The organism is Herminiimonas sp. KBW02 (assembly GCF_003852535.1).
In the GTDB taxonomy this organism is placed as follows: domain Bacteria; phylum Pseudomonadota; class Gammaproteobacteria; order Burkholderiales; family Burkholderiaceae_D; genus Oxalicibacterium.
On record NZ_QAJP01000003.1, the window covers coordinates 347,572 to 372,493 of the forward strand.

Annotated in this window: 26 protein-coding genes and 1 riboswitch; of the genes, 16 read left to right on the top strand and 10 right to left on the bottom strand. The window is 55.5% G+C overall.

Annotated features, from left to right (window positions below; translation table 11 throughout):
- Nucleotides 1-33: 33 nt before the first annotated feature.
- The 4 genes from DBR37_RS03475 to DBR37_RS03490 all read left to right on the top strand — a co-directional run bounded on the left by DBR37_RS03475 (nucleotide 34) and on the right by DBR37_RS03490 (nucleotide 3,775).
- Nucleotides 34-219: a 4-oxalocrotonate tautomerase gene (locus DBR37_RS03475; protein WP_011979267.1), complete on the top strand. Its 186-nt coding sequence runs from the start codon at nucleotides 34-36 to the stop codon at nucleotides 217-219.
- Between the two features lie 187 nt (nucleotides 220-406).
- A complete protein-coding gene (locus DBR37_RS03480; protein WP_124572892.1) occupies nucleotides 407-934 on the top strand; it encodes a GreA/GreB family elongation factor in 528 nt (175 codons plus the stop codon).
- A gap of 63 nt (nucleotides 935-997) precedes the next feature.
- On the top strand, nucleotides 998-1,294 hold the full coding sequence (locus tag DBR37_RS03485; RefSeq protein ID WP_124572893.1) for a hypothetical protein: 297 nt from the start codon (nucleotides 998-1,000) through the stop codon (nucleotides 1,292-1,294).
- A gap of 130 nt (nucleotides 1,295-1,424) precedes the next feature.
- Nucleotides 1,425-1,528: riboswitch (TPP riboswitch) on the top strand.
- Nucleotides 1,529-1,588: 60 nt separating this feature from the next.
- Nucleotides 1,589-3,775, top strand: coding sequence for a TonB-dependent siderophore receptor (locus DBR37_RS03490; RefSeq protein WP_124572894.1), 2,187 nt, complete (start codon nucleotides 1,589-1,591; stop codon nucleotides 3,773-3,775).
- Between the two features lie 150 nt (nucleotides 3,776-3,925).
- On the opposite strand, the gene DBR37_RS03495 is transcribed toward DBR37_RS03490, so the two are convergent.
- The gene (locus DBR37_RS03495; RefSeq protein WP_124572895.1) at nucleotides 3,926-4,453 is read right to left on the bottom strand and encodes an AAA family ATPase; all 528 of its coding nucleotides are present in this window, start codon (nucleotides 4,451-4,453) and stop codon (nucleotides 3,926-3,928) included.
- Nucleotides 4,453-5,058, bottom strand: coding sequence for a nicotinamide riboside transporter PnuC (gene pnuC / locus DBR37_RS03500; protein WP_124572896.1), 606 nt, complete (start codon nucleotides 5,056-5,058; stop codon nucleotides 4,453-4,455). Before pnuC ends, DBR37_RS03495 begins: the two co-directional genes overlap by 1 nt.
- A gap of 199 nt (nucleotides 5,059-5,257) precedes the next feature.
- On the opposite strand from pnuC, the gene DBR37_RS03505 reads away from it, so the two are divergent.
- A complete protein-coding gene (locus DBR37_RS03505) occupies nucleotides 5,258-5,401 on the top strand; it encodes an oxidoreductase-like domain-containing protein (RefSeq protein ID WP_233588269.1) in 144 nt (47 codons plus the stop codon).
- Between the two features lie 11 nt (nucleotides 5,402-5,412).
- Here the strand turns inward: DBR37_RS03505 and DBR37_RS03510 are convergent, their stop codons facing one another.
- On the bottom strand, nucleotides 5,413-6,300 hold the full coding sequence (locus tag DBR37_RS03510) for a polysaccharide deacetylase family protein (RefSeq protein WP_233588265.1): 888 nt from the start codon (nucleotides 6,298-6,300) through the stop codon (nucleotides 5,413-5,415).
- 338 nt (nucleotides 6,301-6,638) lie between these two features.
- Here DBR37_RS03510 and DBR37_RS17125 point away from each other — a divergent pair, with 338 nt between their 5' ends.
- The 7 genes from DBR37_RS17125 (at nucleotide 6,639) to DBR37_RS03540 (ending at nucleotide 14,464) form a co-directional block, all read left to right on the top strand.
- Nucleotides 6,639-6,797, top strand: coding sequence for a hypothetical protein (locus DBR37_RS17125; RefSeq protein WP_158610221.1), 159 nt, complete (start codon nucleotides 6,639-6,641; stop codon nucleotides 6,795-6,797).
- 134 nt (nucleotides 6,798-6,931) lie between these two features.
- Nucleotides 6,932-7,675 carry a CerR family C-terminal domain-containing protein gene (locus tag DBR37_RS03515; RefSeq protein ID WP_124572902.1) on the top strand — a complete coding sequence of 248 codons (744 nt, stop codon included), beginning with the start codon at nucleotides 6,932-6,934 and terminating at the stop codon, nucleotides 7,673-7,675.
- Nucleotides 7,672-9,126 carry an efflux transporter outer membrane subunit gene (locus DBR37_RS03520; protein ID WP_124572903.1) on the top strand — a complete coding sequence of 485 codons (1,455 nt, stop codon included), beginning with the start codon at nucleotides 7,672-7,674 and terminating at the stop codon, nucleotides 9,124-9,126. The genes DBR37_RS03515 and DBR37_RS03520 overlap by 4 nt, the downstream gene beginning before the upstream one ends.
- Before the next feature lie 32 nt (nucleotides 9,127-9,158).
- Complete coding sequence (locus tag DBR37_RS03525) at nucleotides 9,159-10,349, top strand: efflux RND transporter periplasmic adaptor subunit (RefSeq protein ID WP_124572905.1); 1,191 nt, start codon at nucleotides 9,159-9,161, stop codon at nucleotides 10,347-10,349.
- Between the two features lie 8 nt (nucleotides 10,350-10,357).
- Nucleotides 10,358-13,477: an efflux RND transporter permease subunit gene (locus DBR37_RS03530; protein WP_124572907.1), complete on the top strand. Its 3,120-nt coding sequence runs from the start codon at nucleotides 10,358-10,360 to the stop codon at nucleotides 13,475-13,477.
- Nucleotides 13,477-14,232, top strand: coding sequence for a PIG-L deacetylase family protein (locus DBR37_RS03535; RefSeq protein WP_124572908.1), 756 nt, complete (start codon nucleotides 13,477-13,479; stop codon nucleotides 14,230-14,232). Before DBR37_RS03530 ends, DBR37_RS03535 begins: the two co-directional genes overlap by 1 nt.
- Before the next feature lies 1 nt (nucleotide 14,233).
- Complete coding sequence (locus tag DBR37_RS03540) at nucleotides 14,234-14,464, top strand: hypothetical protein (RefSeq protein ID WP_124572909.1); 231 nt, start codon at nucleotides 14,234-14,236, stop codon at nucleotides 14,462-14,464.
- A 30-nt stretch (nucleotides 14,465-14,494) separates the two neighbouring features.
- On the opposite strand, the gene DBR37_RS03545 is transcribed toward DBR37_RS03540, so the two are convergent.
- Entirely contained in the window at nucleotides 14,495-14,980 is a 486-nt protein-coding gene (locus DBR37_RS03545; protein ID WP_124572911.1) for a hypothetical protein, read from the bottom strand.
- Nucleotides 14,981-15,178: 198 nt separating this feature from the next.
- Here DBR37_RS03545 and DBR37_RS03550 point away from each other — a divergent pair, with 198 nt between their 5' ends.
- The gene (locus DBR37_RS03550) at nucleotides 15,179-16,279 is read left to right on the top strand and encodes an acyltransferase (RefSeq protein ID WP_124572913.1); all 1,101 of its coding nucleotides are present in this window, start codon (nucleotides 15,179-15,181) and stop codon (nucleotides 16,277-16,279) included.
- Nucleotides 16,280-16,283: 4 nt separating this feature from the next.
- Here the strand turns inward: DBR37_RS03550 and DBR37_RS03555 are convergent, their stop codons facing one another.
- From DBR37_RS03555 to DBR37_RS03575, 5 genes are all read right to left on the bottom strand, one after another.
- Nucleotides 16,284-17,993 carry a phosphoethanolamine transferase gene (locus DBR37_RS03555; protein ID WP_370454222.1) on the bottom strand — a complete coding sequence of 570 codons (1,710 nt, stop codon included), beginning with the start codon at nucleotides 17,991-17,993 and terminating at the stop codon, nucleotides 16,284-16,286.
- A gap of 108 nt (nucleotides 17,994-18,101) precedes the next feature.
- The gene (locus DBR37_RS03560) at nucleotides 18,102-19,346 is read right to left on the bottom strand and encodes a HAMP domain-containing sensor histidine kinase (RefSeq protein WP_124572917.1); all 1,245 of its coding nucleotides are present in this window, start codon (nucleotides 19,344-19,346) and stop codon (nucleotides 18,102-18,104) included.
- Nucleotides 19,336-20,019 carry a response regulator transcription factor gene (locus DBR37_RS03565; protein ID WP_124572919.1) on the bottom strand — a complete coding sequence of 228 codons (684 nt, stop codon included), beginning with the start codon at nucleotides 20,017-20,019 and terminating at the stop codon, nucleotides 19,336-19,338. Before DBR37_RS03565 ends, DBR37_RS03560 begins: the two co-directional genes overlap by 11 nt.
- A gap of 90 nt (nucleotides 20,020-20,109) precedes the next feature.
- The gene (locus DBR37_RS03570) at nucleotides 20,110-20,313 is read right to left on the bottom strand and encodes a DUF1653 domain-containing protein (protein WP_124572921.1); all 204 of its coding nucleotides are present in this window, start codon (nucleotides 20,311-20,313) and stop codon (nucleotides 20,110-20,112) included.
- A 13-nt stretch (nucleotides 20,314-20,326) separates the two neighbouring features.
- A complete protein-coding gene (locus DBR37_RS03575) occupies nucleotides 20,327-20,605 on the bottom strand; it encodes a hypothetical protein (RefSeq protein WP_124572923.1) in 279 nt (92 codons plus the stop codon).
- Nucleotides 20,606-20,827: 222 nt separating this feature from the next.
- On the opposite strand from DBR37_RS03575, the gene DBR37_RS03580 reads away from it, so the two are divergent.
- The 3 genes from DBR37_RS03580 (at nucleotide 20,828) to DBR37_RS03590 (ending at nucleotide 23,641) form a co-directional block, all read left to right on the top strand.
- Complete coding sequence (locus DBR37_RS03580) at nucleotides 20,828-21,544, top strand: response regulator (RefSeq protein ID WP_124572925.1); 717 nt, start codon at nucleotides 20,828-20,830, stop codon at nucleotides 21,542-21,544.
- Nucleotides 21,541-22,611, top strand: coding sequence for an ATP-binding protein (locus tag DBR37_RS03585; RefSeq protein WP_124572927.1), 1,071 nt, complete (start codon nucleotides 21,541-21,543; stop codon nucleotides 22,609-22,611). Before DBR37_RS03580 ends, DBR37_RS03585 begins: the two co-directional genes overlap by 4 nt.
- A gap of 151 nt (nucleotides 22,612-22,762) precedes the next feature.
- The gene (locus DBR37_RS03590) at nucleotides 22,763-23,641 is read left to right on the top strand and encodes an EF-hand domain-containing protein (RefSeq protein ID WP_124572929.1); all 879 of its coding nucleotides are present in this window, start codon (nucleotides 22,763-22,765) and stop codon (nucleotides 23,639-23,641) included.
- A gap of 7 nt (nucleotides 23,642-23,648) precedes the next feature.
- Here DBR37_RS03590 and DBR37_RS03595 read toward each other — a convergent pair whose 3' ends face one another.
- Nucleotides 23,649-24,788: a PQQ-dependent sugar dehydrogenase gene (locus tag DBR37_RS03595; protein WP_124572931.1), complete on the bottom strand. Its 1,140-nt coding sequence runs from the start codon at nucleotides 24,786-24,788 to the stop codon at nucleotides 23,649-23,651.
- Between the last annotated feature and the right edge of the window lie 134 nt (nucleotides 24,789-24,922).

The window sequence follows — 24,922 nt, forward strand, 5'->3', positions numbered from 1 at the left end:
TGTATTACTCTTACTCATTAAAAAGGAAAACTCATGCCTACTATCAATGTGCAATTATTCGAAGGCCGTACCGTTGAACAAAAACGTGCATTCGTCAAAGCTGTCACCGAAGCCACTGTCGCGACCCTGGGTTCCAGCGCTGAATCCGTCGATATCATCATCGAAGACGTGAAACGTGAGAACTGGGCTACCGGCGGCAAACTGTGGTCTGACGTCTAAGCACCATGTTGTTTGCAAGTGACTGTCCATACCTGACTAAGTATGGACAGGCGCTTGGCGTCATCACCGATGCCATCGCGGTCAACGATGGCAAGCCAGCGGCAAAGTTCTTCCCGCTGGTGCACAGCAGTCATTCGAGGGATGCGTTAATGTAGGTACTTATGCATGTGCAGTGCAGGAGGCCATCATGAACAAGGCATTTGTAAAAGAAACGAATGACGACGATGCGGTATCGCCGGTGCCGGAGATGCCGGTCGGCGTCAGGAATTACATCACGCCGGACGGTTACCGCGAGTTGCAAACGGAATTGCAACACTTGCTGGACGTAGTGCGACCTGCCGCTTTGCAAGAGGATGCTGAAGATACGGGAATGGAATCGAAGCAGGAAGCTTCCCTGCGCGACATTGATATACGTATTCACTATCTGCAGAGCCGCCTCGAAACGGCAGAGATAGTCGATGCCAGCGTGCATGAAGATGGCGAGCAGATATTCTTTGGCGCAACGGTGGAATACGAAAATGCTGCAGGTGAACGGCACCAAGTGACGATAGTGGGATTGGATGAGCTGGATCCGGTGCAAGGTCGGATCAGCTGGCTATCGCCGCTGGCGCAAAGCCTGCTCGGTGCGCATGAAGGTGACGCGGTATCGCTGGAGACTCCCGCCGGTCATGAAGAATTGCAAGTGTTGACAGTGCGCTATCCGCACCGCAGTTGAACGCCGTGGCTTGCAAGTTGTCCTATAGTTAATCGCACTATCCACTATCGCAAGGAGTCTTCCATGACTGAGCATCGATCCAAAGCGAAACCGGCAGTTGCAGGAAAACCATCCGACGTAGAAACGCATACGCATGACGAAGAGTTGCTGGACGATGCATTGGAGGCGACCTTCCCTGCCAGCGATCCGGTGGCAGAAATCCCGGGCGACCACGCGCCGTCCAGACAGGAAAAAGCAAAGGACGAATTGCTCGATACGGCATTGGATCTGAGCTTCCCGGCCAGCGATCCTATCTCGGTAACTTCCGGTATCACCCGTATCCGGCAGGGCAAGTCTGCGCTTACCAAAGAGGACAAATAAGCCGTATCAGCTGTTGACGACCCGGCCGGGCGGGCAGGTCGTTTTGTTGACCTCGGTTAAGATCGGCGAAATTTGCGGCAACTTGCGGCAAAAATGCCATTCCGTCCGCTTATTCTTTCGTGTTACCATTCGGCCACGCTAGGGGTCCTGAAGAGTTAAACGTCTTCGGGTGAGATAAAACCCTCCGTACCTGACCTGGATAATGCCAGCGTAGGGAAGCGCAAAGTCCACGTAATTTCTTTGTCCATTCCTTCGCGCGCATTCGTTTTTCTAACGCGATTGATTGAACAAAACATGTCTGCACCACATTCCCGTCGTTCCCTGATTGCCCTGGCTGTTGCCCAGGCCTGTGCGTTTGCGCCTGTCGCCATGGCCGAGTCTGCTGAAAACGTCTTGCCTGAAGTCGTCGTCACTTCTGAAGCGGCGCCGGATGGAATCGCGCGCAATGCCAGCGTAGGCGGCTACACGGATGCTCCTTTGTTGCAGACACCCGCATCCATCAGCGTGATTACTTCCGAACAGATGCAGGAGCGCAGCATACGTACCGCGACTGACGCGGTGAAATACGATGCCAGCGTACAGAACTCCTATAACGCGGTTGGCCTCTCTGACTGGTTTGCAATTCGCGGTTTCACGCTGGATATGGGTTCCAACTATCGCAAAGACGGCATGGTCATCCTCGCGCATTCCGCGATCCCGATGGAAAACAAAGAGCGCCTGGAAATTCTGAAAGGCCTGGCTGGCATGCAGGCAGGTATCGCCTCAGCCGGCGGTATCCTCAATTACGTGACTAAGCGCCCTACCGACACGCCTGTACGTTCCGCCACTTTTGAAGTGCGTGAACGCGGCACGATATACAGCGCGATCGACCTCGGCGGTCGTTCCGACGACAAGCGTTTTGGTTATCGCATCAATGCTGCTGCCGAGGACATCAAATCCTATGTGCAAGGTTCGAACGGCGATCGTCGTTTTGTCTCTGGCTCCTTCGACTGGCGCATCAGCCCACGTGCTTTGCTGCAAGTGGATATGGACTACCAGCACAAGTCGCAGCTGACGGTGCCTGGCTTCCAGTTGCTTGGCCCTGAGCAACGCATACCGACCGGCGTCAGTGGCAAGACCATGCTGAACAACCAGACCTGGAGTTTGCCGGTGACGGATGACACCAACAACCTCGGCGTTAAATTTGAATACGAGTTAAACGACAACTGGCGTACGACTTTGCAGGCAAACAAATTCGAATTGCGCAGGGATGATGCGGTTGCGCTGGCATCTGGATGTCCAGACCAAACTTTGGCAGTTGGGTATTGCTCGAACGGCGACTTCGGTTTGTATGACTTGCGTCGCGAAAACGACAAGCGTTCGGTCATGACCACGCAGGCTTTGTTGCAAGGTAAGTTTGCAACCGGCAGCGTAAAGCATGAATTGACCACGGGTGTGTCGACACTGAATCGCCGGGATAATTACGCGGACTACCTGTTTACATCGACGGTTGGCGGCTTGCCGGGCAATATCTACACCTTGCCGCAACGCGCCCTGGTGCCTGAACAAGCGTTGCCTGTCGCGCTGCGTCGCAAGGATGATGAAAGATCCATCTTTGTGCAGGATGCGATTGCACTCAATGACCAATTCAAAGTGATTGCAGGTGTGCGTTATACCAAGCTGAAGCGCGTGCAGTTTGCAGCTGATGGCTCGAATATCCGTAACACCGATGAAGGCTTTGTCTTGCCTAACGTTGCCGTCGTGTATAGCCCGAAAGCCAATCTGGCTTTCTACGCGTCATATGCACAAGGCCTGGAACCAGGTGGCGAAATTCCATCGGGTTTGCCTAACTCTGAATCTGTGCTCGATCCATATAAATCAAAACAGATCGAAGTCGGCGTAAAGGCTGAAATCACACCAGATGTTATGGTTTCCGCCGCGCTGTTCCAGATCAAACGTCGTAATGAGTACGTGAAATCCTCGGATTTGACTGCGATAGCGACTACCGCAGCTTATGTCGCAGCGGGTGAACAAGTTAATCGTGGTCTGGAGTTCGCATTGCAAGGTCGTGCGACGCGTGACCTGATGCTGGGCGCCAGCTTCACTGCAATGGAAGCGAAAGCAGTGGATACGGGTGACTCGGCGATTGAAGGTAAACGTGTCGGTAACGTGCCGAAGTTTAAATCAGCGGTTTATGCTGACTATGCTTTGCCACAAATGCCTGCAGTGAAACTGAACGCAACCTGGATCTACTCGACCAGCAAGGTGTTCGCGCCTAACAGCCAGATCGCTTCACTGAACAAATCGGTGGATGGCTACCATGTGCTGAATCTGGGCGCACGTTATGCGACCAAAATCAGTGGCAAGAAGACGACCTTCCGCTTTGGTGTGGATAACGTATTCAACAAATTTTATTGGGGTGATTCGGCGAATGCCTTTGGTGGATATTTGATTCCGGGTGCGCCGCGCTTGTTCCGCTTGTCGGCACAGGTGGATTTCTGATTTAGTTTGTTTTGGGATGAAAAAAGCACGCTATATGCGTGCTTTTTTATTGTCTGTCTTATTCAGTGATTTGTTGTTGATGCGGTTTTTCTTCGATCAACCTTGGTTTGCCGGCCGCTGTTTAAAAAGACTAAGGACCAAAGCTGACTCTTAACTATTTTGCTTCAACAAGTAAGCAGCAACCTGTTCAACCCGATCCCCGGTATCCCCGGCAACCAGCAAGTACGCTATCTGTTCGCTATCCAATTGCCGCAGTAAACGCTTGTGCACTTCCTGTCGCACATTATCCGACTCCCGCTGCAAGCCATCCGCCACCCACGGGTTACTCGGTTCTGCCACGATCGTGCAGTCATAACGATGCGCGTGTGCCAATTCGCTGAGCGGCGCGTCAACTACACCAAAATAAAATTCACTATAGAGTGCCGTCATCAACGGTGTTGTGTCACAAAACAGATAACGATTTGCTTGCATGATGGCCAGGTCTTCGCGCGCGATCTGGGTACGCGCGATCAGTATCTGTTCATGTGCTTGCGGTGTGCGCTGATGGACCTCCACAAACTCGCGCAGGTATTCAGGCACCCACGCGGTCTGGTAGTGATGTGCCAAGGCCGCAGCCAGTGTCGACTTGCCGGTGGATTCTGCGCCGAGCAATGCGATACGGAGCGTCGGGCTCGCCATCACGGCAATTCCTGTTCACGCAATGATTTCTCCCATGCACGCAAACCAACCACTGCCAGCACCGCAAAGATCGCAAACAACAGCGCAGTCAGATAGAGATTTTTGTGCAGATATAAAACTATGTAGATCAGATCGATCACTATCCACGCATACCAGTTCTCCAGTTTTTTGCGCGAGAGCAGGATCTGGCCGACCAGGCTGCCAGCGGTGAGGAAGGCGTCCATATGTGGCACATCGGTATCGGTAAACATGCGCAGGAAGGCGGCAATCGCAACGAAGCCGACCAGCCATGCTGCCGCTGAATAAAGCCAGGATCGCAACGTGAGGCGTGAGACTTGTATGCCGTGATGCGTGGCACCGCCAAACAGCCACTGATACCAGCCCCACAGCGAGACTGCAATGAAGAAGAATTGCAGCGACATGTCGCCATAGATCTTGCTGTCGTAGAACACGACTGCATACATCGCGGCCGATACGATGGAGAATAACCAGGCCCATGGCGACTGACGGATGTTGAGCAGCACCATGATCAGCGCGAGTGCGAACGAGGCCAGTTCCAGTATGGAAGTATCGACTATACCGAAGAGCGTAAGCGTAGCGTTCATGCGCAGTGTGTGTGGTGTGGAGTGCGCGGTCTGAGGGCGCTGCTGCCTGGGCGGAGTTAAAAGCGCCCCGCTATGTGAGTTCGCAGTATATTAAAGAAACCATCAACGAAATGATATTTCGCTTGCTTACTGTTAAATAATGTCGAAGACCCTGCGCCCAAAATCTGCCGCATCCACCACCCCGGCTCGCGCGCCGCTGATGCCGGTGCGCCCCGATAACGACGAATGTTGTCATAGCGGATGTGAACCCTGCATCTTTGATTTGTATGAACTTGAGATGGAGAGTTATCGGACAGCCTTGCAGGAGTGGGAAAGAAGCCGGGCCTCACCTGATCCCGGATGAGGTATCGGCCATCAGTTAAATGCTGCGAGCTTGGCCTTTCCCGTATCCGGATTCGAACCCCAGATCCATGACCATATGCCGGGCAGGACGACGACTTCGCTTTCACTTTTGATGGTGCGCGCCAAAGCGGCCCTTTCGAGTGCGGTTTTATCCTGATAGAACGGTTGGGGGCTGACGGGGATATTCAATTCCGCGGCAACCTCCAGCAGTATTTGCAAATACTCATGCAAATGACGTGCTGTATAGGGATTGGTATCGTGGAAGGTGACAACGACAGGTATGACGTTATCAACGACAGGAATTTGCCCGACGACCATCTTCGGGCGCATGGTCGAAAGTTGATTGTATAGATTGATGCGTCGCCGAGGGCTGCCGTTAAAGCCCCAGATTTTGCCGTCGTTTGCACTGAGGTCGGTCAGCAAGACGTGCATGCCATGCATTTGATAGGCGTCAAATGTACGCGCGTCATAATTCCAGAATGGCGGGCGCACGAGTTTTGGGGCTGAACCTGTCACTTTTTGTATGTCGCTAATGCCATTTTCAAGCGAGGCGATAAAGTCTTCGTGCGACAGGAAGCGATGGTTTTTATGTCCGGAGGTAGCAGTGTGGAAACCGATCAGATGGCCGTCAGCATGTTCGCGTGGCAACAGTTCACGACCGGGTGAACGCAAGGTTGCGCCGCGTGTCTGCACGAAAAACAAGGCTTTGATGCCGGGTTGAATCGGGTTGTGTTCGAGGTCATGCAGGATGGATGCCGTCGGATTCTGCGAATTCGAGGTGCTTGGGCCATCATCGAAGGTCAGCAAAAAGCGCACCGGATGTGAAATCGGCTCTATGAGCGAGATGTCTGGCGACGCCGGCTTAATGAGTGCGCAGCCGGACAGCAGCAGTCCGAGCAAGGGCGCCGCCATGAAGCAGAGCGGCCGTGGTAGCTTGACGGCGTTATTGAGAGGAGTTTGCAGAAAATGTTGGCAGAGGCTGCGTGTGACCAGGCGAAGCATAAATAAGAGGGCGGCAATAGCGGTAAAAATAAAGATGCGCCAGCCTACCTGAAAGCAGGGTAAGGACATTCAGATTTTTACCTTTAATAACAAGTGACGCAGATAGACAACACAAGTACGTAGGACGACGCTGACATGTAATCGGCTGTTAATCCTATAGTTTCTGCTATCCATCTTGGCTACATTGGCATCTGATCCAGAAATGCCGGATCAGCCAGATTGAAAAGGGGGACACTATGTTATCTATTGCCAAGCTTTTATCTACCGCGGGAGTTGTTTCTGCCATAGGCTGGTTTGCCATGAAGCCGGATTTCGCTGCGGTGTTGCTGGGCATATTGTCCCTGTCCGCCTTGATGATTACCTTCCTTCCCGTCCGCGTCGATAGCACCCGCTAAACATTACATCCCGAAGCCTGGCATGCCCACAGGGCATGATGCGTTATCGGACATTTCCTATTTGGCAACAATGTATCGCAGATGAACACAATCAATTGATTTAATTAAATCAAACGTTTGATTTATGTGTTCTAATGCGAGGCATGAATTCTGCCGCCCATAAACCCCCTCCCCCAGCCGCCCAGCAAGGTGCCGAGTCCTCTCATGTCGATGGTGACACGCGTAAGCAACGTTCCGACGGTGCCGAAGCACGTGCGCGCCTGCTGCAGGCGGCCTTGCGTTTGTTCGCCGACAAAGGCTTCAGCAAAACTTCAACGCGTGATATCGCCCAGACCGCGGGCGTAAATATCGCGGCGATCAAATACTACTTTGGCGACAAGGCGGGTTTGTATCGCGCGGTGTTTACCGAGCCGATGGGTAATCCCTGTGACTTCATGCTGTTGGTCGGACAGGATCTGAGCTTGCGGGCATCCTTGCAGGGTTTCTTTGCCGGCTTTCTTGAGCCGCTGAAGCAGGGTGATCTGGTGCAGCTATGCGTACGTCTGCACTTCCGCGAAATGCTGGAGCCCACTGGCCTGTGGGCCGAGGATATCGATAACAACATCAAGCCTGCACATGCTGCGATGGTGGCGATGCTGGCGCGCTACCTCGGTGTGGAGGAAGCAGATGATGAAATTCATAGGCTGGCTTTCTCCATCGTCGGCCTGCCCTTGCAAATGTATATTGCGCGCGATGTGATCGACGCGATTCGTCCCAATTTGATGGCAAGCCCTGCAGAAATTGACGAGTGGGCTGAGAGAATAAGCGCTTATGCAGAAGCGATGGCCGAATTTGAAGCGCAGCGGCGTCGTGCGCTGATCAGTAAGAAAAAATCATGAAGAACACAAAATTACTTGCCTGCCTGGGCTTGCCCTTCTGGCTCGCTGGTTGCGCACTAACTGCACCGCCGGAAACCGTGTCGGTACAGCCCCCTAATAAATGGTTCGCGCCGCTGCCGGCTAAACCGGTCGCTGCCTCGCCTGAAGTCGAGAACCTGCCCCATCACGGCACCCTCGCCGATTTAAGCAAATGGTGGGAACAGCAAAACGATCCGCTGCTGGTCGAACTGATACAAGCGGCGCAAGCCGTCAGTCCGACGGTGGCAACCGCCGTCTCGCGCATAGAGCAATCGCGTGCGACCAGCGTGTCTGCCGGTGCCGCACTGGGGCCCAAGCTGGATGTGAGCGCGAGTGTGCAGCGTACCAATTCGCAACCACCGCTACCGTTGGGAACGACATCGCAAGCGGCCTTGCAGCCGTCATGGGAAATTGATGTGTTTGGCGCGAACCGTGCAACTACACGTGCAGCACAGGCACGTCTGCAAGGTGCGCAAGCGAACTGGCATGACGCACGTGTCTCCGTTGCGGCCGAAGTGGCGAATCGTTACTACAGCCTGCGTACCTGCAACAAGCTGGAAATCGTGACCCGTGCCGATGCAGATTCGCGTGCAGAAACAGCACGCCTGTCCGAACTCAGCGCGAAGGCGGGCTTCCAGGCTCCTGCTACTGCCGCGTTGGCCCGCGCCAGCGCTGCTGAAGGTCAGGGCCGCGCAACACAGCAAAGCGCCTTGTGCGATCTGGACGTCAAGGCTCTGGTGTATCTGACGGCGATGGATGAGCCGGCTTTGCGTCGCAAGATGGCCGACAGCGCAACTGCAGCGGTAGCGACCACGGCACTGAATATTGATAGTTTGCCCGCGCAAACCTTGTCGCAACGTCCGGATGTATTTATCGCCGAACGGGAAGTGGCAGCAGCGAGTGCCGAAGTCGGCAATGCGCAGGCACAGCGTTATCCGCGTCTCACACTGAGCGGCTCGATCGGCGCAGGTAGTTTCCGTTCGGGTGGTACGACCACCAATATGCAAACCTGGTCGGTCGGACCGCTGGCTTTGTCGCTGCCGATTTTTGACGGCGGTACCCGTGCCGCGAATGTAGAAGCGGCCAAGGCGCGCTATGAAGAAGCAGTCGTCGCCTACCGCGCCAGCGTGCGCCAGGCAGTGCGTGAAGTGGAAGAAGCACTGGTTAATCTGCAAAGCACGGCGTCGCGCAGTGAAGACGCACGCATAGCGGTCGAAGGGTATCGCGCTTCGTTCAACGGTACGCAAAGCCTGTACCAGAATGGACTGGCCAGCCTGATCGACCTCGAAGATCTACGCCGTACCCGCCTTGCCGCTGAACTGAACGCGACCACGCTGGAGCGTGAACGTATGTCGGCATGGATTGCCTTGTATCGCGCCGCCGGCGGCGGTTGGATGAATCCGCAAAGTACGGCCGCAACCACAACGAAATAACACCATCCTGAATTTAATTGACGGACGCATACATGAAACGTTTCAACAAAAAAACCATAGTGATCGCTGTGGTCGCTGTATTGGTGCTGACAGGGATAGTACTCGTAGTCGGCGGTGGTCAATCCGATGCGAAGAAGAAAGACGAAACCGGTCCTAAGCCGGCACTGGCCGTTACTACCGTCCAGCCATCACAAGCCAGTCTGCCGATATACCTTACTGCGAACGGTACGGTGACGGCATGGCAGGAAGCCATCATAGGCAGTGAGTCGAACGGCCTGAAACTGACCGATGTGCGGGCCAACGTCGGTGATGTCGTGAAGCGCGGTCAGGTACTGGCGACCTTCTCGGTTGCATCGGTGAACGCCGAATTGGCACAAGCGCGTGCCAGCCTGATGGAAGCCGAAGCGAACGCAGCCGATGCGAAGAACAATGCAGAACGCGCACGCACGCTGGAAACCACCGGTGCCCTGAGCACGCAACAGATCAACCAGTATCTGACCACAGAGCAAACTGCCAAAGCCAAGGCCGAAGCAGCGAAAGCACTGCTGGCCGTGCAGGAAGTCCGCTTGTCGCAAACGCAAGTGCTGGCATCGGATGACGGCGTGATTTCAGCGCGTAACGCGACTGTCGGGTCTGTCGTCAGTGCAGGTACCGAGTTGTTCCGGCTGATACGCCAGGGGCGTCTGGAGTGGCGGGCGGAAGTGACCTCGGCTGAACTCGGTCGTCTGAAGACTGGTACGCCAGCCTTGATCACTGCGGCCAACAGCACGCAAGTCAAAGGCAAGGTGCGCATGATTGCACCGACCGTGGATGCACAAAATCGCGCAGCGCTGGTGTACGTGGACCTTGCACCGACCGCTGCCGATGTCGCGCCGGTACGTGCCGGCATGTTTGCCACCGGTCAGTTTGATTTAGGTAACTCGACGGCGGTGACCGTGCCGCAGCAGGCCATCGTGATACGTGACGGCTTCAGCTATGTGTTCCGCATGAACCCGGATAACCGCGTGACGCAAATCAAGGTGCAGCCGGGACGGCGCATGGCCGACCGCATAGAAATTATCTCCGGTGTGCCGACGGACGCGGTACTGGTGGCAAACGGAGCAGGCTTCCTGAACGACGGCGATCTGGTGAAAGTCGTGACCGAAACGCCAGCGGCTGCAGAGAGTGCTAAAGAACAAAAAGCAGCGACGCCCGCGGCAGGCGCGACCGTTGCGACCAAATAGGAGCACGCGTGAATTTTTCCTCGCTTTCCATCAAGAACCCGATCCCGGCCATCATGTTGTTTGTGTTGCTGGGACTGGGGGGCTTGCTCGCGTTTAAATCGAGTGCAGTGCAGGACTTCCCTGATATTGAACTGCCTATCGTGATCGTCAACGCTTCCCTGCCCGGTGCTGCACCGGCGCAGCTGGAAACGGAAGTGGCGCGCAAAATAGAGAACTCGGTCGCTACGCTGCAAGGCATCAAGAATATTTATACCAAGGTGCTCGACGGTACGGTCACCGTGACGGTCGAATTCATTCTTGAAAAAAATATCTCCGACGCAGTGAATGACGTACGCGATGCGGTTGCATTGGTGCGCGCAGACATGCCTGCCGATTTACGCGATCCGTCGGTCACCAAAGTGTCGACCGCTGGTCGCGTGATCACTACCTTCACCGCAGCAGCGGCCCCGGGTAGCTTTGTCGATGAACAGGAACTCAGCTGGTTCGTTGACAATACCGTCTCCAAGCGTTTGCTGGCAGTGCCGGGTGTCGGTTCGGTCAAGCGCGTCGGCGGCGTCACGCGTGAAGTCCGGATAGAACTCGATCCGGCCAAGATGGCGGCGCTGAACGTGGCGGCGGTCGATGTCTCGCGTCGTTTGCGTCAGGTGCAGCAGGAAGCACCGGCCGGACGTGGCGATGTCAGTGGCGCCGAACAAGCGGTGCGTACTATTGCGACCGTGAAGACGGCGGCCGAATTGTCGAAGATGGATATCCCGCTGACTGATGGTCACCATGTTCGTCTGGATCAGGTGGCGACGGTAACGGACACCATCGCCGAGCGACGCACGTCGGCATCGCAGGATGGAAAAACCGTCGTTGGTTTTGAAGTGTTCCGCACCAAAGGCGCAAGTGAGCTGGCCGTTGCCAAGGGTGCGAAAGAAGCAGTGGCAGAACTGCAGAAGAACAATAGCAATATCGTCTTCAAGGAAGCCATCGATAACGCCAAGCCCATCAAGGAAGATTTTGATGGCTCGATGTCCTTGCTATACGAAGGCGCATTGCTCGCGGTGCTGGTGGTCTGGTGGTTCCTGCGTGACTGGCGCGCGACGCTGGTCGCATCTGCCGCCCTGCCATTGTCGGTAATTCCGACCTTTCTTGGCCTGGCCTACTTTGGCTACACGCTGAATATGGTGACCCTGCTGTCGCTGGCACTGGTGGTGGGCGTGCTGGTTGATGATGCGATTGTAGAGATTGAAAACATTGAACGCCATCTGAGCATGGGTAAGACGCCTATGCAGGCAGCGATGGAAGCGGCCGATGAAATCGGGATGGCGGTGATCGCGACAACCTTTGCGCTGGTTGCCGTGTTCCTGCCGACTGCATTCATGGCGGGTATACCTGGCCTGTTTTTCAAACAGTTTGGCTGGACGGCGGTGCTGGCGGTATTAGCCTCACTGGTGGTCGCGCGTTTACTCACGCCTATGATGGCGGCCTACATTCTGAAGCCGAAGAAGCAGCATGAGCAAAAAGATGGCTGGCTGATGCAGCGTTACATCACCCTGATGCGCTGGTGCCTGACCAATCGATTGAAAACGGCCATCGCGTCCGGCTTGTTTTTTATTGGTTCCATCATGCTGGTACCTTTGTTGCCGACCGGCTTTGTGCCGCCGACAGATCGTGCGCAGACGCAAATCAATATTGAATTGCCGCCGGGCAGCACGCTGAAGGAAACCATGGCGATCACCGAGCGCGTGCGCCTGGCCGTGGCGCAGGATAAAAAAATCGTCAGTATTTTCAGCTCGATAGGCGGCGGCTCCAGCGGTGATGCATTTGCGCCTGGCGCGTCTGCCGAAGCACGTCGGGCGGTGATGACGCTGACGACTGTGCATCGCAGCGAGCGCAAGGAAAAGATTTCGGATATCGAGGCCAAGATACGCGAACGTATTGCCGATATTCCGGGCGCGCGCTTTACTGTCGGCGCACCGGATACCGGCGTCAAGATGCAATTGGTCTTGCGCAGTGAGGATCCGCTGGCATTGTCGGAAGCAGCGAAGAAAGTTGAACGTGAATTGCGTGGTCTGAAAGGCATAGGCAATGTTACGTCGAGTGCGTCACTGGTGCGTCCGGAAATCATCGTGCGTCCGGATACCGCACGTGCCGGTGATCTCGGTGTGACCACATCGAGTATCGGTGAAACGGTACGCGTGGCGACGGCCGGGGATTACGATATGAATCTGCCCAAGCTGAATCTGTCCGAGCGCCAGGTACCGATACGCGTCAAGCTGCCGGACAATATGCGCGCTGACCTGGCTGCTATCGAACGTCTGACGGTGCCAGGCCGGAATGGTCCGGTGATGCTGGGCAATGTGGCCTCGGTCTATATGGACAGTGGCCCGGCACAGATTGATAGGCTGAATCGCAGCCGCAACGTGACGCTGGATGTCGAACTCGGTTCACGTTCGCTGGGTGAGTTGAACACGGAAGCACGTGCGTTGCCATCAATGCGTAATTTGCCGCCTGCGGTGAAGATCGCCGAACTGGGTGATGCGCAAGAGATGATGCTGCTGTTCAATAGCTTCGGCCTGGCGATGGCGATCGGTGTTTTGTGTATCTACTGCGTGCTGGTTCTGTTGTTCAAGGATTTCATGCAACCGATTACCATTCTGGCCGCCTTGCCGCTGTCTATCGGTGGTGCTTTTGTGGCGTTGCTGATTACTGGTCGTGCCTTGTCCATGCCGTCGATGATCGGTCTGATCATGTTGATGGGCATCGTCACCAAGAACTCGATTCTCCTGGTCGACTATGCGATCCTGGCACGCCAGCAAGGCATGAATCGTTTCGATGCATTGGTTGACGCCTGTCATAAACGGAGCCGCCCGATTATCATGACGACGATCGCGATGGGTGCGGGCATGATGCCACTGGCGTTAGGCTGGGGTGCTGATCCGAGTTTCCGTTCGCCGATGGCGATTACCGTGATCGGTGGTTTGATTACTTCGACGCTGCTGAGCCTGCTGGTAGTGCCTGCTGTGTTTACTTATATCGATGATCTGGAACAATGGGTGAAACGCATGATGCGGAAGGCGCGTGGCATCGCGCATCATGAAGCACCTAAGTCTGCTGAGCAGCTGGGTACGGAGAAACATTGATGTTGCAATTGCCTGTCCAAGACCCATTACAGCTAGCGCAAATGGAATTGCCGGCACCACTCACACTGGTGGTGCTGGCACCGCACCCGGATGATTTCGATGCGATCGCTGTCACGTTGCGGTATTTTCACCAGCGTGGCGATACTATCCATCTGGCGGTGTTGACGACCGGTGCCAGTGGTGTGGAAGATGGTTACGCCGACGCGTATACTGCTGATGACAAGGCGGCTTTGCGTGAAAAGGAGCAGGCGGCGAGTTGCGCATTTTTTGGTTTGCCACCGGAGCGATTGAGTTTTCTGCGTCTGCCACCTGATGAAAAAGGCAATCCACGTCTGGATGAAGCCAATCAGCTATCCATACGCGATTACCTGGCAGCACGTCAGCCCGACCTGGTTTTTATGCCGCATGGAAATGACAGCAATGTCACGCACCAGCGTACGTATGCCTTGTTTCGCGCCGTCGCATTGGGCGAGCAATGGACGGTATGGGCAGTGCTGAACCAGGATGCCAAGACAGTCGCGATGCGCACTGATCTGTACACACCGTTTGGTGCGGATGATGCAACATGGAAGGCTGAGCTGCTGCGCCTGCATGCATCGCAGCATCAGAGAAATTTGAATACACGCGCACAAGGTTTTGATGAGCGCGTGCTGGCCGTGAATCGTCGTACCGGGCAAGGATTGAATGCAGAGTATGCAGAAGCCTTTGAACTGGAGCGTTACGCGCCAGAAGATGAATCAACAGGAAAGAATTGAAATGGCTTGCGATCACAAAAAAGTACTGGATCTGGAAAAGGCGGGGCACTGGGAAGAAGCACATGCGTTGGTGCAAGTGCACTCGGATGAGTTCTCGTGTCAGATCCACGGCTATCTGCACCGGGTCGAAGGCGACCTCGGTAATGCGCGCTACTGGTATGGCCGTGGCAATAGCAGCCTGCCTAAAAACACGCTGGATGAAGAATTCCAGCGTTTGTACAGCCGTCTGTAATCTTTCCTCTTAGTCTCCGGATGCCCGGCCTTAACGCGGCCTGCGGTATTCCGCTGCGATCCAGTCCGCTGCGCTACTGCGCGTCAGTTTGTAGTTGGGAGCAACGCGCACCTCGGCGATCTGCTCACCGTCTTCATCGATGGCGCTGAGGGTTGCATAAGGGTCATCTTCATCCGGCACGATATCCAGTTTCACCGTGATGCTGGCGGTCGCCGTGTTGACGATCACGCTTTTGTGCAGATCTGCATGCAGTTGCTGTTCGTGGCGTCGCAAGACTTCGGATGCGGTTTTGACCAGCGTGTGGAAGGCTGGTGTATCCAATGGTTTCGGATTCTTTTTATCGCGTCCCATCGTCCACGGGCCGACCAGCGCCGGTTCGGATTCGCCATCCTTGATCATTTCCACTGCCCAGCCTTCGTCATCTTCATTCTTGATGACGCGCGCCGTCCAGCCGTTGTCGCGCCACAGGCGTGCTTCATTGATGGGGGCGTCGTGTCCTGCGTCGTCGTTGTGCATCTGAAATCTTTTGTGAGTGTCTACCGGGGTGCATATCATAGTTGGATTTGGCATCCGGCGTGCCTGTGACGTAAGGCTATCCTGCAAAAAAACCATACAGCGTGTAGACTTGCGCCCTTGCTGCGCTTTTTCGCTGCCTGTCGCCCATCTGCTGATGGCGCGCCCGCTCCAAGATCAAATTCCACGAAGTCAGAGTTCATGTCCACTGTTTCAAGAATGCCTTGCGTCGATGCACTCAAGGCGGTTGCCTGTTTGTTGATTGTTTTTCATCACCTCGCGTTTTACGGCCCCATGTCGGATATTGCTTATCCGCTCATGCCGACCGTGATCGATCTGCTGTATCAATATGGCCGGATGGCGGTGCAAGCCTTCTTTGTGATTGCCGGTTTCCTGCTGGCGACCAAGTTTGCACGGGAAGGCGCGGCGACGGTGAGCCGTCCGCTGAATGCGATTTACCAGCGGTATCTGCGCCTGGTCATTCCTTACCTGGTGGCACTGGTGTTTGCTATCGTGTGCGCGGCGTTGGCGCGTGAATGGGTGAGCAATGATTCGATCCCGGATGCGCCCAGCCTGATGCAATTGTTGCCGCATATTTTTCTGCTGCAGGATTTGCTGGATCAGGACGCGCTGTCGGCCGGGGTCTGGTATGTCGCTATCGATTTTCAGTTATTTGCGCTGGCCGCCCTGCTTTTGTGGCTGGCCGGAAAGATCGAAGCACGCTATCCGCGCCTGAGTGTACTCGGACCGCTTTTCATCACCCTGCTGACGCTGGCCTCATTGTTTGTGTTTAACCGCAATCAGGGTCTGGATGAAACCGCCTTGTACTTCTTCGGCTCGTATGGCCTGGGTGCACTGGCGTACTGGACGACGCGCAGACGTTACGGCCTGGCCTGGCTGGCAGTGTTATGCGTGGTGGTGCTGGCGGCGTTGCTGGTGGAATTCCGCGGGCGCATCCTGGTGGCGGGTTGCGTGATGTTGCTGCTGGGTGTGGCGCGTCAATCCGGTGCATTGGAACGTTGGGTGATGCCGGGTTTCCTGACTTATCTGGGACGCATTTCGTATTCGGTGTTCCTGATTCACTTCCCTTTGTGCATGGTTGTGAATGCCGTGTTTTTCCATTTCTTCCCGCAGCAACCAGTGGCAAATATGATCGGTATGCTGATCGCAGTGTGCGTCAGTATCGGTGGCGGTGCCTTGTTGTTCCGCTGGGTGGAGAACCGGCCCGGCAGCAAGAAACGTTTGCTGGCACCGACCGGCTTCCTGGTAGGCGGCATGATAGTCGCCCACCAGATTACCTGATCACTCAGATGCGGCAGCCTGCAGTCATATCCAGCGTTTTATCGTAGTACCTGGATTCGATTTGCAGCATGCCGAGTATCGAGTGGAACAGATTGTCCTGGCTGACGGCATTACCGGCACGGCGTTGCATGCAGTCCTTGTTGACGCCGAAGCTGGATGCAAAACCGGGCGACATCCACATCACCATCGGCACTTCAGTTTGCTCTTTCGGCGCGATAGAGTACGGCAAACCGTGCAGATAGATACCGCGTTCGCCCAGTGATTCACCATGGTCGGACAGATATAGCATCGCGGTGTCATACGCATTGCTTTGCGTCTTCAGGAATGCAATTGTTTTAGCCAGGAAGTTATCGGTGTAGAGCACACCGTTATCGTAGCTATTGGTAATCTGTTCGCGTGTGCATTTGCTCAGGTCTGAAGTATCGCAAGTCGGCGTGAAGGTGCGCATCGCCGCCGGATAGCGACGATAGTAAGCGGGCCCATGATTGCCCAGCTGATGCATGACGACGAAGAGATTGCCGTTCTTTGCCTTCTGTATCACGCCATCCATATTTTCCAGCATGATTTCATCCAGGCAGCGCTCGCCGTCGCATAGTTTCGGATCTTTGCTGGCACCCAGCATCTGTTCTTCCAGTCCGTCACATACACCCTTGCAGCCAGATTGATTGTCACGCCATACGGTATTGATGCCGACTTTGTCGATGATGTGCAGCAGCGATTCATGGCCGCGTATCTTCGCTTCGTCATAGTTGTGACGCCCATAGATGGAGAACATGCAAGGTACGGATACTTCGGTATTGGTGCCGCATGAAGTAGCGTGCGGGAAGTTGACGACATCCAGTTTACTTAGTTGCGGCGTGGTCTGGTGTTCATAGCCATTCAGCCCCCAGTTGGCGGCACGGGTGGTTTCACCAACGACTAAAACGAACAGCATGGGTTTGGTACGGCCGCCCCAGCCCGCCGCCAGTTTGGCGTCGTCGCTGATCTTGATGCGGGGGGTATTGGCCTGGGCGGTATCCGCCGCGACTACCCGCGACAGGGAAAACAGGTAATTACTTGGTGTGATCAGGAAGCGCACTTCTTTTTGATTGCGCATCAATGAAGAGAAGTCCTGGAAGATCAGCATGGTGGAACCGGCTGCTACCGCGATTGCACTGACTATATATAAGAGGCGGATCGGGATCGCACGCCGTAAAGGCGTAGTGCGCAGGCGCAGCTTCCACACCAGCACACTGGGCAGCACGCCAAACACCAGCATGTGGATGCAGAAATTAAACGAAAACAGTTCGCTCGCTTCCTTGACGTCGGTACGCAGGATGTTCCTGACCATTTCCGTGTTGAAGAACACGGTGTACTTATTCATGTAGTAGGTAGCCGCTGCTGTCACCAGGAACAGGACGGTCAGCAGCGGTTTGCTGGTCCAGCGGTTCAGCAGTACCAACAGGCCGATCGCTTGCAGCGCAGTGATGGAAACAAACAGGCCTGCGCCAAATAACCATGAAGTCGGGCTGCTCCAGTCGCGGTTGGCGAGCGCGGCAGAGAAGAATAAATAGTTGCAGCTTAATGAGAAGAACAGGCTCGCGAGTATGGCCAGCCATTCGACCCGCAGCACGGGGAGGCGGGCAAAGAACGCGCTCGCATAGTAGCGAGGGCCACGGATTTCTAATACTGCACCGGGAGTACCGGCAGTCTGCGGAAGTTTCAAGGCGCGCACCGACTTCAAGGAATGAAGTCGCTACGCTATCGAGAGCGCCGTTAATGCCGCGTTAAGACTGCGGAATGCTGCTTGATTGCGTCAGGCGATTTTGCCGCCACCGTTTGCTTATGGATGAGTGCTGGCAAAATTAACAACGAAGCGGCTGCCGCCGCCGACCGGTGTTTCGTAGCGGATTTCCCAGCCCATGTGATCGATAACCCGTTTAACAATTGCCAGCCCCAGGCCGGAACCGACGTGCTGATTGTCGTGGCCACGGACGAAGCGGTCAAATAAACGTGTACGCACATTTTCCGGAATGCCGGGGCCATTGTCTTCAATTGTTAAATTGTCAGTGTTCAGCCAGACCTGAACGGTGCCTTGTTCGGTGTACTGGCAGGCGTTGCGCAGCAGGTTACCGATCGCGATCCCGGCCAGTTCGGTGCGTGCATGAACCCAGACATCTTGCGGTGCATGGAAATGCAGCTCGACCGGTTTATCGCCCAGTATTTGCTGGCAGCGTTCAATTTCACGTTCTATCAAGTGCGTCAGCGACAGTTGTGAGCCGCCCAGCATATCCGGTGACTGGGATAGCAACAGCAAGGCGCCGACCCGCTCCGCAGCTTCGCTGGCGACGCGGCGTATGCGTTCGGCCACCGCCAGCTCATCCGGCGTATCTGCCAGTTTGGTTTTCAGGAGTTCGGATGCGCCGAGCATGATGGTCAGGGGCGTACGCAGTTCGTGACTGACATCGCCGGTAAACAATTTCTCATCAGCCAGGAAGCGTTGCAGTTCATCCGTACGTTTGGCAAAGGCGCGCGCCAGGATGCCGATTTCATTTTCCTTGTCCAGCGACGGCAGGTCGGCCGGTGCATCGTTGCGTTCTACCGCTGCCGCTAATGCGGTCACCGGTGCGACCAGGCGCTTGGCCGAGGTCAGCCCCAGCGCGATCGAGAGCAGGATGCTGGTGACAAAGCCGACGCCGAGCGAGATAAAAATCAGGAGTTCGGTTTCTTCAAAATCGCTGGTGTCGTCGACTACGACAAAATGCTGGTCGCCGACTTTACGTACGACCAGATGGGCTTCGGTTTCGCCGGTTTCTATTTCATGTATGCCGACTGGCAGGTTGCGAAAGGTGGGCGGGATTTCTTCGTTGACATAGAAACTGATATCCGGCGGTAACTCGAGTGTGATCTTGTTGAGGTGTTGGGCAATCAGGTTGGTCGCCAGCTTGTCCAGGTTGTGGTCGATCAGCTGCGATTCGGCCAGCTCGACCGCGGTATAGGCCGCCAGCGTAAAGAAGCTGCACAATACGAAAGCGAGTAAAACGAAGGAACCGGCAATGCGGTTCTTGAGTGACTGGCTAGCTTTCATCGTTATTGATCAGGCGGTAGCCGCTACCCGGCAAGGTGCGCAACATGGGTTGGGCAAAAGTGCGATCCATCGCTTGTCGCAATGCATGGATGTGGGTGCGCAAGGCGTCGCTGTCAGGCGGATCGTCGCCCCATATTTCGCGCAGGATTTCTTCACGCGTAATCAGCGCCGGCGCCTTGCGCATCAGTGCTTCCAATAATTTATAACCGGTTGGTGTCAGCGCCAGCTTGTGCCCGGCACGTGTGGCTTCGCTGCGGCTGAGGTCGAGACGTAACTCACCGAATTCCAGGATGTGTTCTACCGTTTCATTGCGTGCACGCCGCACCAGTGCCTTGAGCCGGGCTTCCAGTTCGACCAGGGAAAACGGCTTGACCAGATAATCGTCGGCACCGACTTCAAAGCCGACCAATTTATCTTTTACCGTATCGCGCGCAGTGAGCATCAGGATTGGCGTCGCCAGTCGCTGCTCCTTGCGCAACTGGCGGCAGACTTCCACGCCATCCAGCCCCGGTAATTCGAGGTCGAGCACGATCACATCGTAGTGTGCGCTGGTGGCGCGGGTGACGCCAGCCGGTCCGCTCAGTGCGACGTCCAGCGTGTAACCCAAAGGCTCCAGGAAACCGTAGAGATTGGCGACGATATCGGGATTATCTTCGATGATCAGTGCGTACACGTTTTCTTCTCAGTCAGCCTGCAAGTGGAAAGTCGGGATTAGCATGCAATGATTGTAGCCTGCCATGTGCGGCGAGTGGGGAGCCCTGGCTCAAGCCGCTGTTTCGTCTATAGGCGTGAAGCGCTGCACGGTCTGTCCATTGTGTTCTATTTTCTCAAAGAACACACTTTCCGGACGCGTCCAGTAAGAACCGTCGGCAGCGGTGTACACAATCATCGTTACCGTCGGATCCGACTCCAGTTTGGCGGCGCATACGAAATCGTAGATGCCGCCTTTGAAATGCCTGAATTGCATGAATACTCCCTGCTTACATGCGGACGAGCCAGCTTGCCACTACCAGCACCACGCCGATATTGATAGGAATATTGATGCCAGGCTGCGTACGGCCATAAGCCTTCATCGCATTGCTAACGGCAAAGCCGCCCCAAACCAGCAAGTTGCCGCCGCCACGCAACCAGTCAGCCTGATTGACGCCCGTGAATAATTGATAGACACCTGTGAGTGCAAAGTAAGTACACAGCACCGCGAGTACTATCCTGACCTTCTTTTGCGCCAGCAATTCGTCCAGCGATTTACTTGAAAACATAAAGACTCCGTTTAATAGAGTCGCTATTGTAAGTGAGTAAGAGAGTGCAGGGGCTATGCATTGTCTTAATGCATACAGATACTGCCACCTCGGCTGCCGCAGCAGCGCGGAATTTGTGGAGTCAGGCTGACAACAGATATCTGCTTGTGAGATTATCTGCTCCCTTATTTGCTCCATTACCGGTTGGATAAATACCGCTAACACACAAGACAGAATGCGCACATGACGGATGCAACCACGGTATTAATCGTTGATGACGATGAAGAAATCCGCGATTTATTGGCAAATTATCTGGCCGGGTTTTCTATCTCAGCACATGCTGTTGCCGACGGTAACGCGATGCGCGCGGCGATGGGTGAGCGGAATTTCGATGCCATTATTCTCGACCTGATGTTGCCGGGAACGGACGGCCTCTCGCTGTGCCGTGAATTACGTGCCAGCACCGACATTCCCATCATCATCCTGACCGCGCGTGGCGCTTCAGCTGATCGCGTGGTCGGCCTGGAACTGGGTGCTGACGATTATGTAATCAAGCCTTTTGATCCGCGTGAGCTGGTAGCACGCCTGCATACTATCCTGCGCCGCACCCGGGACGGCAAGCAGCGCGAGACGACGGAAAACCCCGATATCTGGCATTTCGATGGCTGGACCATCAATCGCGTCGCACGCCAGCTGGTGACGCCGCAGCGCATGGTGGTGCCGCTATCGAATGCAGAATTCCGTTTGTTATCGGTGTTCATCGAGCGCCCCCATCGTGTACTCAGCCGCGACCAGTTGATGGATGCGGCACGCGGACAGAACGCGACTGCTTTTGATCGCAGCATCGATCTGCTGGTGTCACGCCTGCGGCAAAAGCTGGAGGAAGACCCGAAAGATCCGAAGTTCCTCAAGACGATACGCGGCGAAGGCTATATGTTCGATGCCAGGGTCGTGCGATGAAACTGATTCCGAACACAATTTTTGCGCGCCTGTTCGCGCTGGTGGTGATGGCGCTGGTAGTCAGTCATGTCATGACTTTCCTTTTGATCTTCAAGTTCTTTGAGCGGGATTTTCCGCCGCCGCACATGCGCCCTCCTGCCGGAGAAATGGCTGCTGCAGATATGGGCAGACACAGGCCGCCGCCTCCGATGTGGGAAATCGGCGGCTATACTTTGCCGCCGTTGCCGCCGGGTTTGTGGATAGGCCTGATTGTCCAGTTCATTACGCTGACTGCGACCGCCTGGTTTGGCGCACGCTTTCTCGCGCGTCCTATGCAGCAGGTCGCGCATGCGTCGGCGCAACTGGCGAACAATTTGTACAGCGTGCCGATGAAGGAGCAAGGGCCGGATGAAGCGCGTCAGACCGCGCATGTCTTTAACCATATGCAATACAAGGTGCGGGCACAAATCGAAGAGCGCGAGCGCTTCCTGGCGGCGGTCTCGCATGATCTGCGCACACCACTCACGCGCATGAAGCTGCGTATAGAAAACCTGGGCGAGAACTACGCGAAGCAAAAGCTGCGCGACGATATCGGAGAGATGGCGAATATGCTGGACGCCACCATGAGCTACCTGCGCGAGCGTGTCTCGACCGAAGCCTTGCAATTGCTGGACGTACAGGCCCTGATCGAAGTCATGGTGGAGGATGGCAGTGCGCACGGCGACAAGGTCAGCATGACCGGCCATGCCGAGCCACTGTTCACCAAGCCCATGGCTTTGCGACGTTGTTTGTCCAACCTGCTGGAAAACGCTTTGCGCTACGGCCACGAGGCCGTCATTTCTTTGCACGATAGCAAGGACGTACTGCTGATAGAAGTACGCGACCGTGGCCCGGGGATCCCGCCTGAGAAGATGGACGCGGTGCTTGAACCCTTCGTCCGGCTCGATGGTTCGCGCAATAAAACCCTGGGCGGAGTGGGCCTGGGTTTATCGATAGCACGCGAGGCGGCACTGCAATGCGACGGCCATCTCACATTGCGTAATGCAGACGATGGCGGCCTCATCGCCAGCATTGCGATCAAGCGCTGATAACGGCTGGCAACCACTGTTTGTTGCAGATTTGCCGAATGTATCAAAGTTGATACAAAGCGCACATCCCATGGATACATAGAGCTGACATGCTGACTTGCCTGCCGGGAACAAGTGCATCTGCCGGCGTCAAATCAATGGGAGAAAAAACATGGCAATCGGCGGAGTGAGCAGCAGTAGCTGGAGCACCATACAGCGTCCGGATGCGAGCAAGATCGCAAGCGATCTGTTCGCCAGGGTTGATAGCAAGAATCAGGGTTATATCGACACCGCCGAGTTGCAGGCGACGCTGGAGCAAGCCGCGAATGGTCAATCGGGCGCATCAAGCGAGGTTGCGCAATTCCTCAGCAAGATCGATGCGGACAATGACGGCAAGATCACCAAGCAGGAACTGACGGATGGCGTCAAGCAACTGGCCGACCAGCTGGATGCGCAATTCGACAGCGCCCGCGTGAGTCGCGCCGGGAAAGGCATGTCACCGCCGCCACCGCCGTCTTCGGACGATATCTTCGCCAGTCTGGATAGCAAAAACCAGGGCTATCTGGATAAGGAATCCTTGCAGGCTGCCTTCGATGCAAACTCAAGCGATACCGAAGCCAATGCCGCCAAGGTGGAAGAAATTTTCAAGGCATTGGATGTCGATGGCGATAGCAAGATTAGCAAGGAAGAATTCGCCGCGGGGATGGAGCAACTGGCGCCGCAAGGTGCGGCTGCCGCCGATGGCAGTGGCGCTGTGCAGGAAGCTAAAGGCGCGCCACCGGCACGGGGCGGTGGTGGTGGTGGCGCGGAAAGTACTGCCGCAACGACCTACGAAGCGGCTGATACCAATCAGGACGGCACGGTCAGTCTGCAGGAACTGGTGCTGTATCAAATGAGTCACGCCACCGAATCCAAAGCGCAGGATGACGCCAAAACCAGTATGGATGCCGTACTGAAAATCATGACGCAACTGGCGCAAACCTACGGGCAATTCGAGTCTGGCGTTGCTGATACCCGCAGCAACGTGAATACGATTTCCGCAACCGCCTGAGTCGGGTTTACGGTGCGGGCAGCACGCGTATCAGCTGCCCGTTCGCTTCATCGGTCAGGAGATACAGCAAGCCATCCGGTCCTTCACGTACATCGCGTACGCGTTGTTCCAGGTTCGTTAGCAGGCGCTCTTCGCGCACGACTTTGCCATCCTTCAGTTCCAGTCGCGCCAGATAGCGGAACTTGAGTGATCCGACAAACAGATTGCCCTGCCACGCCTTGCCATAGCGCGTACTGCGCAGGAAGGTCATGCCGGACGGTGCGATCGACGGCGTCCATTGATGCAGCGGTTGTTCCATGCCGGCTTGTGCCGTCAGTCCGGCGCCGATTTTTCCGCCGCCATAATTTTCACCATAGCTAATCACCGGCCAGCCATAGTTCTTGCCTGCTTCCGGCCGGTTGATTTCATCACCGCCTTGCGGGCCGTGTTCATGCATCCATAATCTGCCGTCGGGTCCCAGTGTGGCACCTTGCGAGTTGCGATGCCCGATGCTCCAGATCTCCGGCAGCGCCCCGGTTTTGCCGACGTAGGGGTTGTCCGGCGGCACCGAGCCATCCTTGCGTATGCGTATGATTTTGCCGTGATGGTTGTCCAGCGTCTGCGCATCCTGCATGCGGCTGTAGCGTTCGCCCAGAGTCATGAACAACGTGCCGTCCGGCCGTTCGACGATGCGGCAACCGAAGTGGGCGCGGCTGGCAAATTTGGGTTTCTGGCTGAACAGCACTTTGACCTGTTCCAGCTTTTTCAGATCGTTCGACAAGCGGGCCGAGGCCAGTGCGGTTGAATTGCCGCTGCCACCGGTGCGGGCATTCGCTTCTTCGCTATAGCAAAAATAGATAGTGCGGTTATCGGCAAATTTGCTATCGGTGATGACGTCCAGCAAGCCGCCCTGCCCGCCGACTTCTATCTTCGGTAAGCCAGTCAGCGGCGCGGAGAGCGGCGCACCAGGCTGGAGGATACGCATATCGCCGGAACGTTCGGTCAGCAGTATACGCCCGTCACCGATGAAAGCGAGCGCCCACGGATGGTCCAGCCCTTCTGCCAGTAATTCGGTACGCAGCTTGTCTGCATTTTGTGCAAATGCGTAGCCGGATGTGAGTACGAGTGCGGTAGCGAGGAGATGAGTGCTGATGAGTTGAGTGTGCATACAGGCCTCTGCGCAAGTCGGATTTGAAAACCGCCCGGTACATGCCGGGCGGGGGAAGGTTGAATCAGCTCATTTGCAAATTGTTGATCAGCGTAGGAAGTGATATTCCGTTGCAGGGGCTGATCAATAGCCAG

Coding starts and splice junctions, on each gene's coding strand:
- DBR37_RS03575 (WP_124572923.1), bottom strand. CDS start 20,605: ATGTTTTCAAGTAAATCGCTGGACGAATTGCTGGCGCAAAAGAAGGTC.
- DBR37_RS03590 (WP_124572929.1), top strand. CDS start 22,763: ATGGCAATCGGCGGAGTGAGCAGCAGTAGCTGGAGCACCATACAGCGT.
- DBR37_RS03485 (WP_124572893.1), top strand. CDS start 998: ATGACTGAGCATCGATCCAAAGCGAAACCGGCAGTTGCAGGAAAACCA.
- DBR37_RS03515 (WP_124572902.1), top strand. CDS start 6,932: ATGCGAGGCATGAATTCTGCCGCCCATAAACCCCCTCCCCCAGCCGCC.
- pnuC (WP_124572896.1), bottom strand. CDS start 5,058: ATGAACGCTACGCTTACGCTCTTCGGTATAGTCGATACTTCCATACTG.
- DBR37_RS03525 (WP_124572905.1), top strand. CDS start 9,159: ATGAAACGTTTCAACAAAAAAACCATAGTGATCGCTGTGGTCGCTGTA.
- DBR37_RS03495 (WP_124572895.1), bottom strand. CDS start 4,453: ATGGCGAGCCCGACGCTCCGTATCGCATTGCTCGGCGCAGAATCCACC.
- DBR37_RS03520 (WP_124572903.1), top strand. CDS start 7,672: ATGAAGAACACAAAATTACTTGCCTGCCTGGGCTTGCCCTTCTGGCTC.
- DBR37_RS03570 (WP_124572921.1), bottom strand. CDS start 20,313: ATGCAATTCAGGCATTTCAAAGGCGGCATCTACGATTTCGTATGCGCC.
- DBR37_RS03505 (WP_233588269.1), top strand. CDS start 5,258: ATGCCGGTGCGCCCCGATAACGACGAATGTTGTCATAGCGGATGTGAA.
- DBR37_RS03475 (WP_011979267.1), top strand. CDS start 34: ATGCCTACTATCAATGTGCAATTATTCGAAGGCCGTACCGTTGAACAA.
- DBR37_RS03480 (WP_124572892.1), top strand. CDS start 407: ATGAACAAGGCATTTGTAAAAGAAACGAATGACGACGATGCGGTATCG.
- DBR37_RS03585 (WP_124572927.1), top strand. CDS start 21,541: ATGAAACTGATTCCGAACACAATTTTTGCGCGCCTGTTCGCGCTGGTG.
- DBR37_RS03550 (WP_124572913.1), top strand. CDS start 15,179: ATGTCCACTGTTTCAAGAATGCCTTGCGTCGATGCACTCAAGGCGGTT.
- DBR37_RS03540 (WP_124572909.1), top strand. CDS start 14,234: ATGGCTTGCGATCACAAAAAAGTACTGGATCTGGAAAAGGCGGGGCAC.
- DBR37_RS03580 (WP_124572925.1), top strand. CDS start 20,828: ATGACGGATGCAACCACGGTATTAATCGTTGATGACGATGAAGAAATC.
- DBR37_RS03595 (WP_124572931.1), bottom strand. CDS start 24,788: ATGCACACTCAACTCATCAGCACTCATCTCCTCGCTACCGCACTCGTA.
- DBR37_RS03560 (WP_124572917.1), bottom strand. CDS start 19,346: ATGAAAGCTAGCCAGTCACTCAAGAACCGCATTGCCGGTTCCTTCGTT.
- DBR37_RS03545 (WP_124572911.1), bottom strand. CDS start 14,980: ATGCACAACGACGACGCAGGACACGACGCCCCCATCAATGAAGCACGC.
- DBR37_RS03535 (WP_124572908.1), top strand. CDS start 13,477: ATGTTGCAATTGCCTGTCCAAGACCCATTACAGCTAGCGCAAATGGAA.
- DBR37_RS03490 (WP_124572894.1), top strand. CDS start 1,589: ATGTCTGCACCACATTCCCGTCGTTCCCTGATTGCCCTGGCTGTTGCC.
- DBR37_RS17125 (WP_158610221.1), top strand. CDS start 6,639: ATGTTATCTATTGCCAAGCTTTTATCTACCGCGGGAGTTGTTTCTGCC.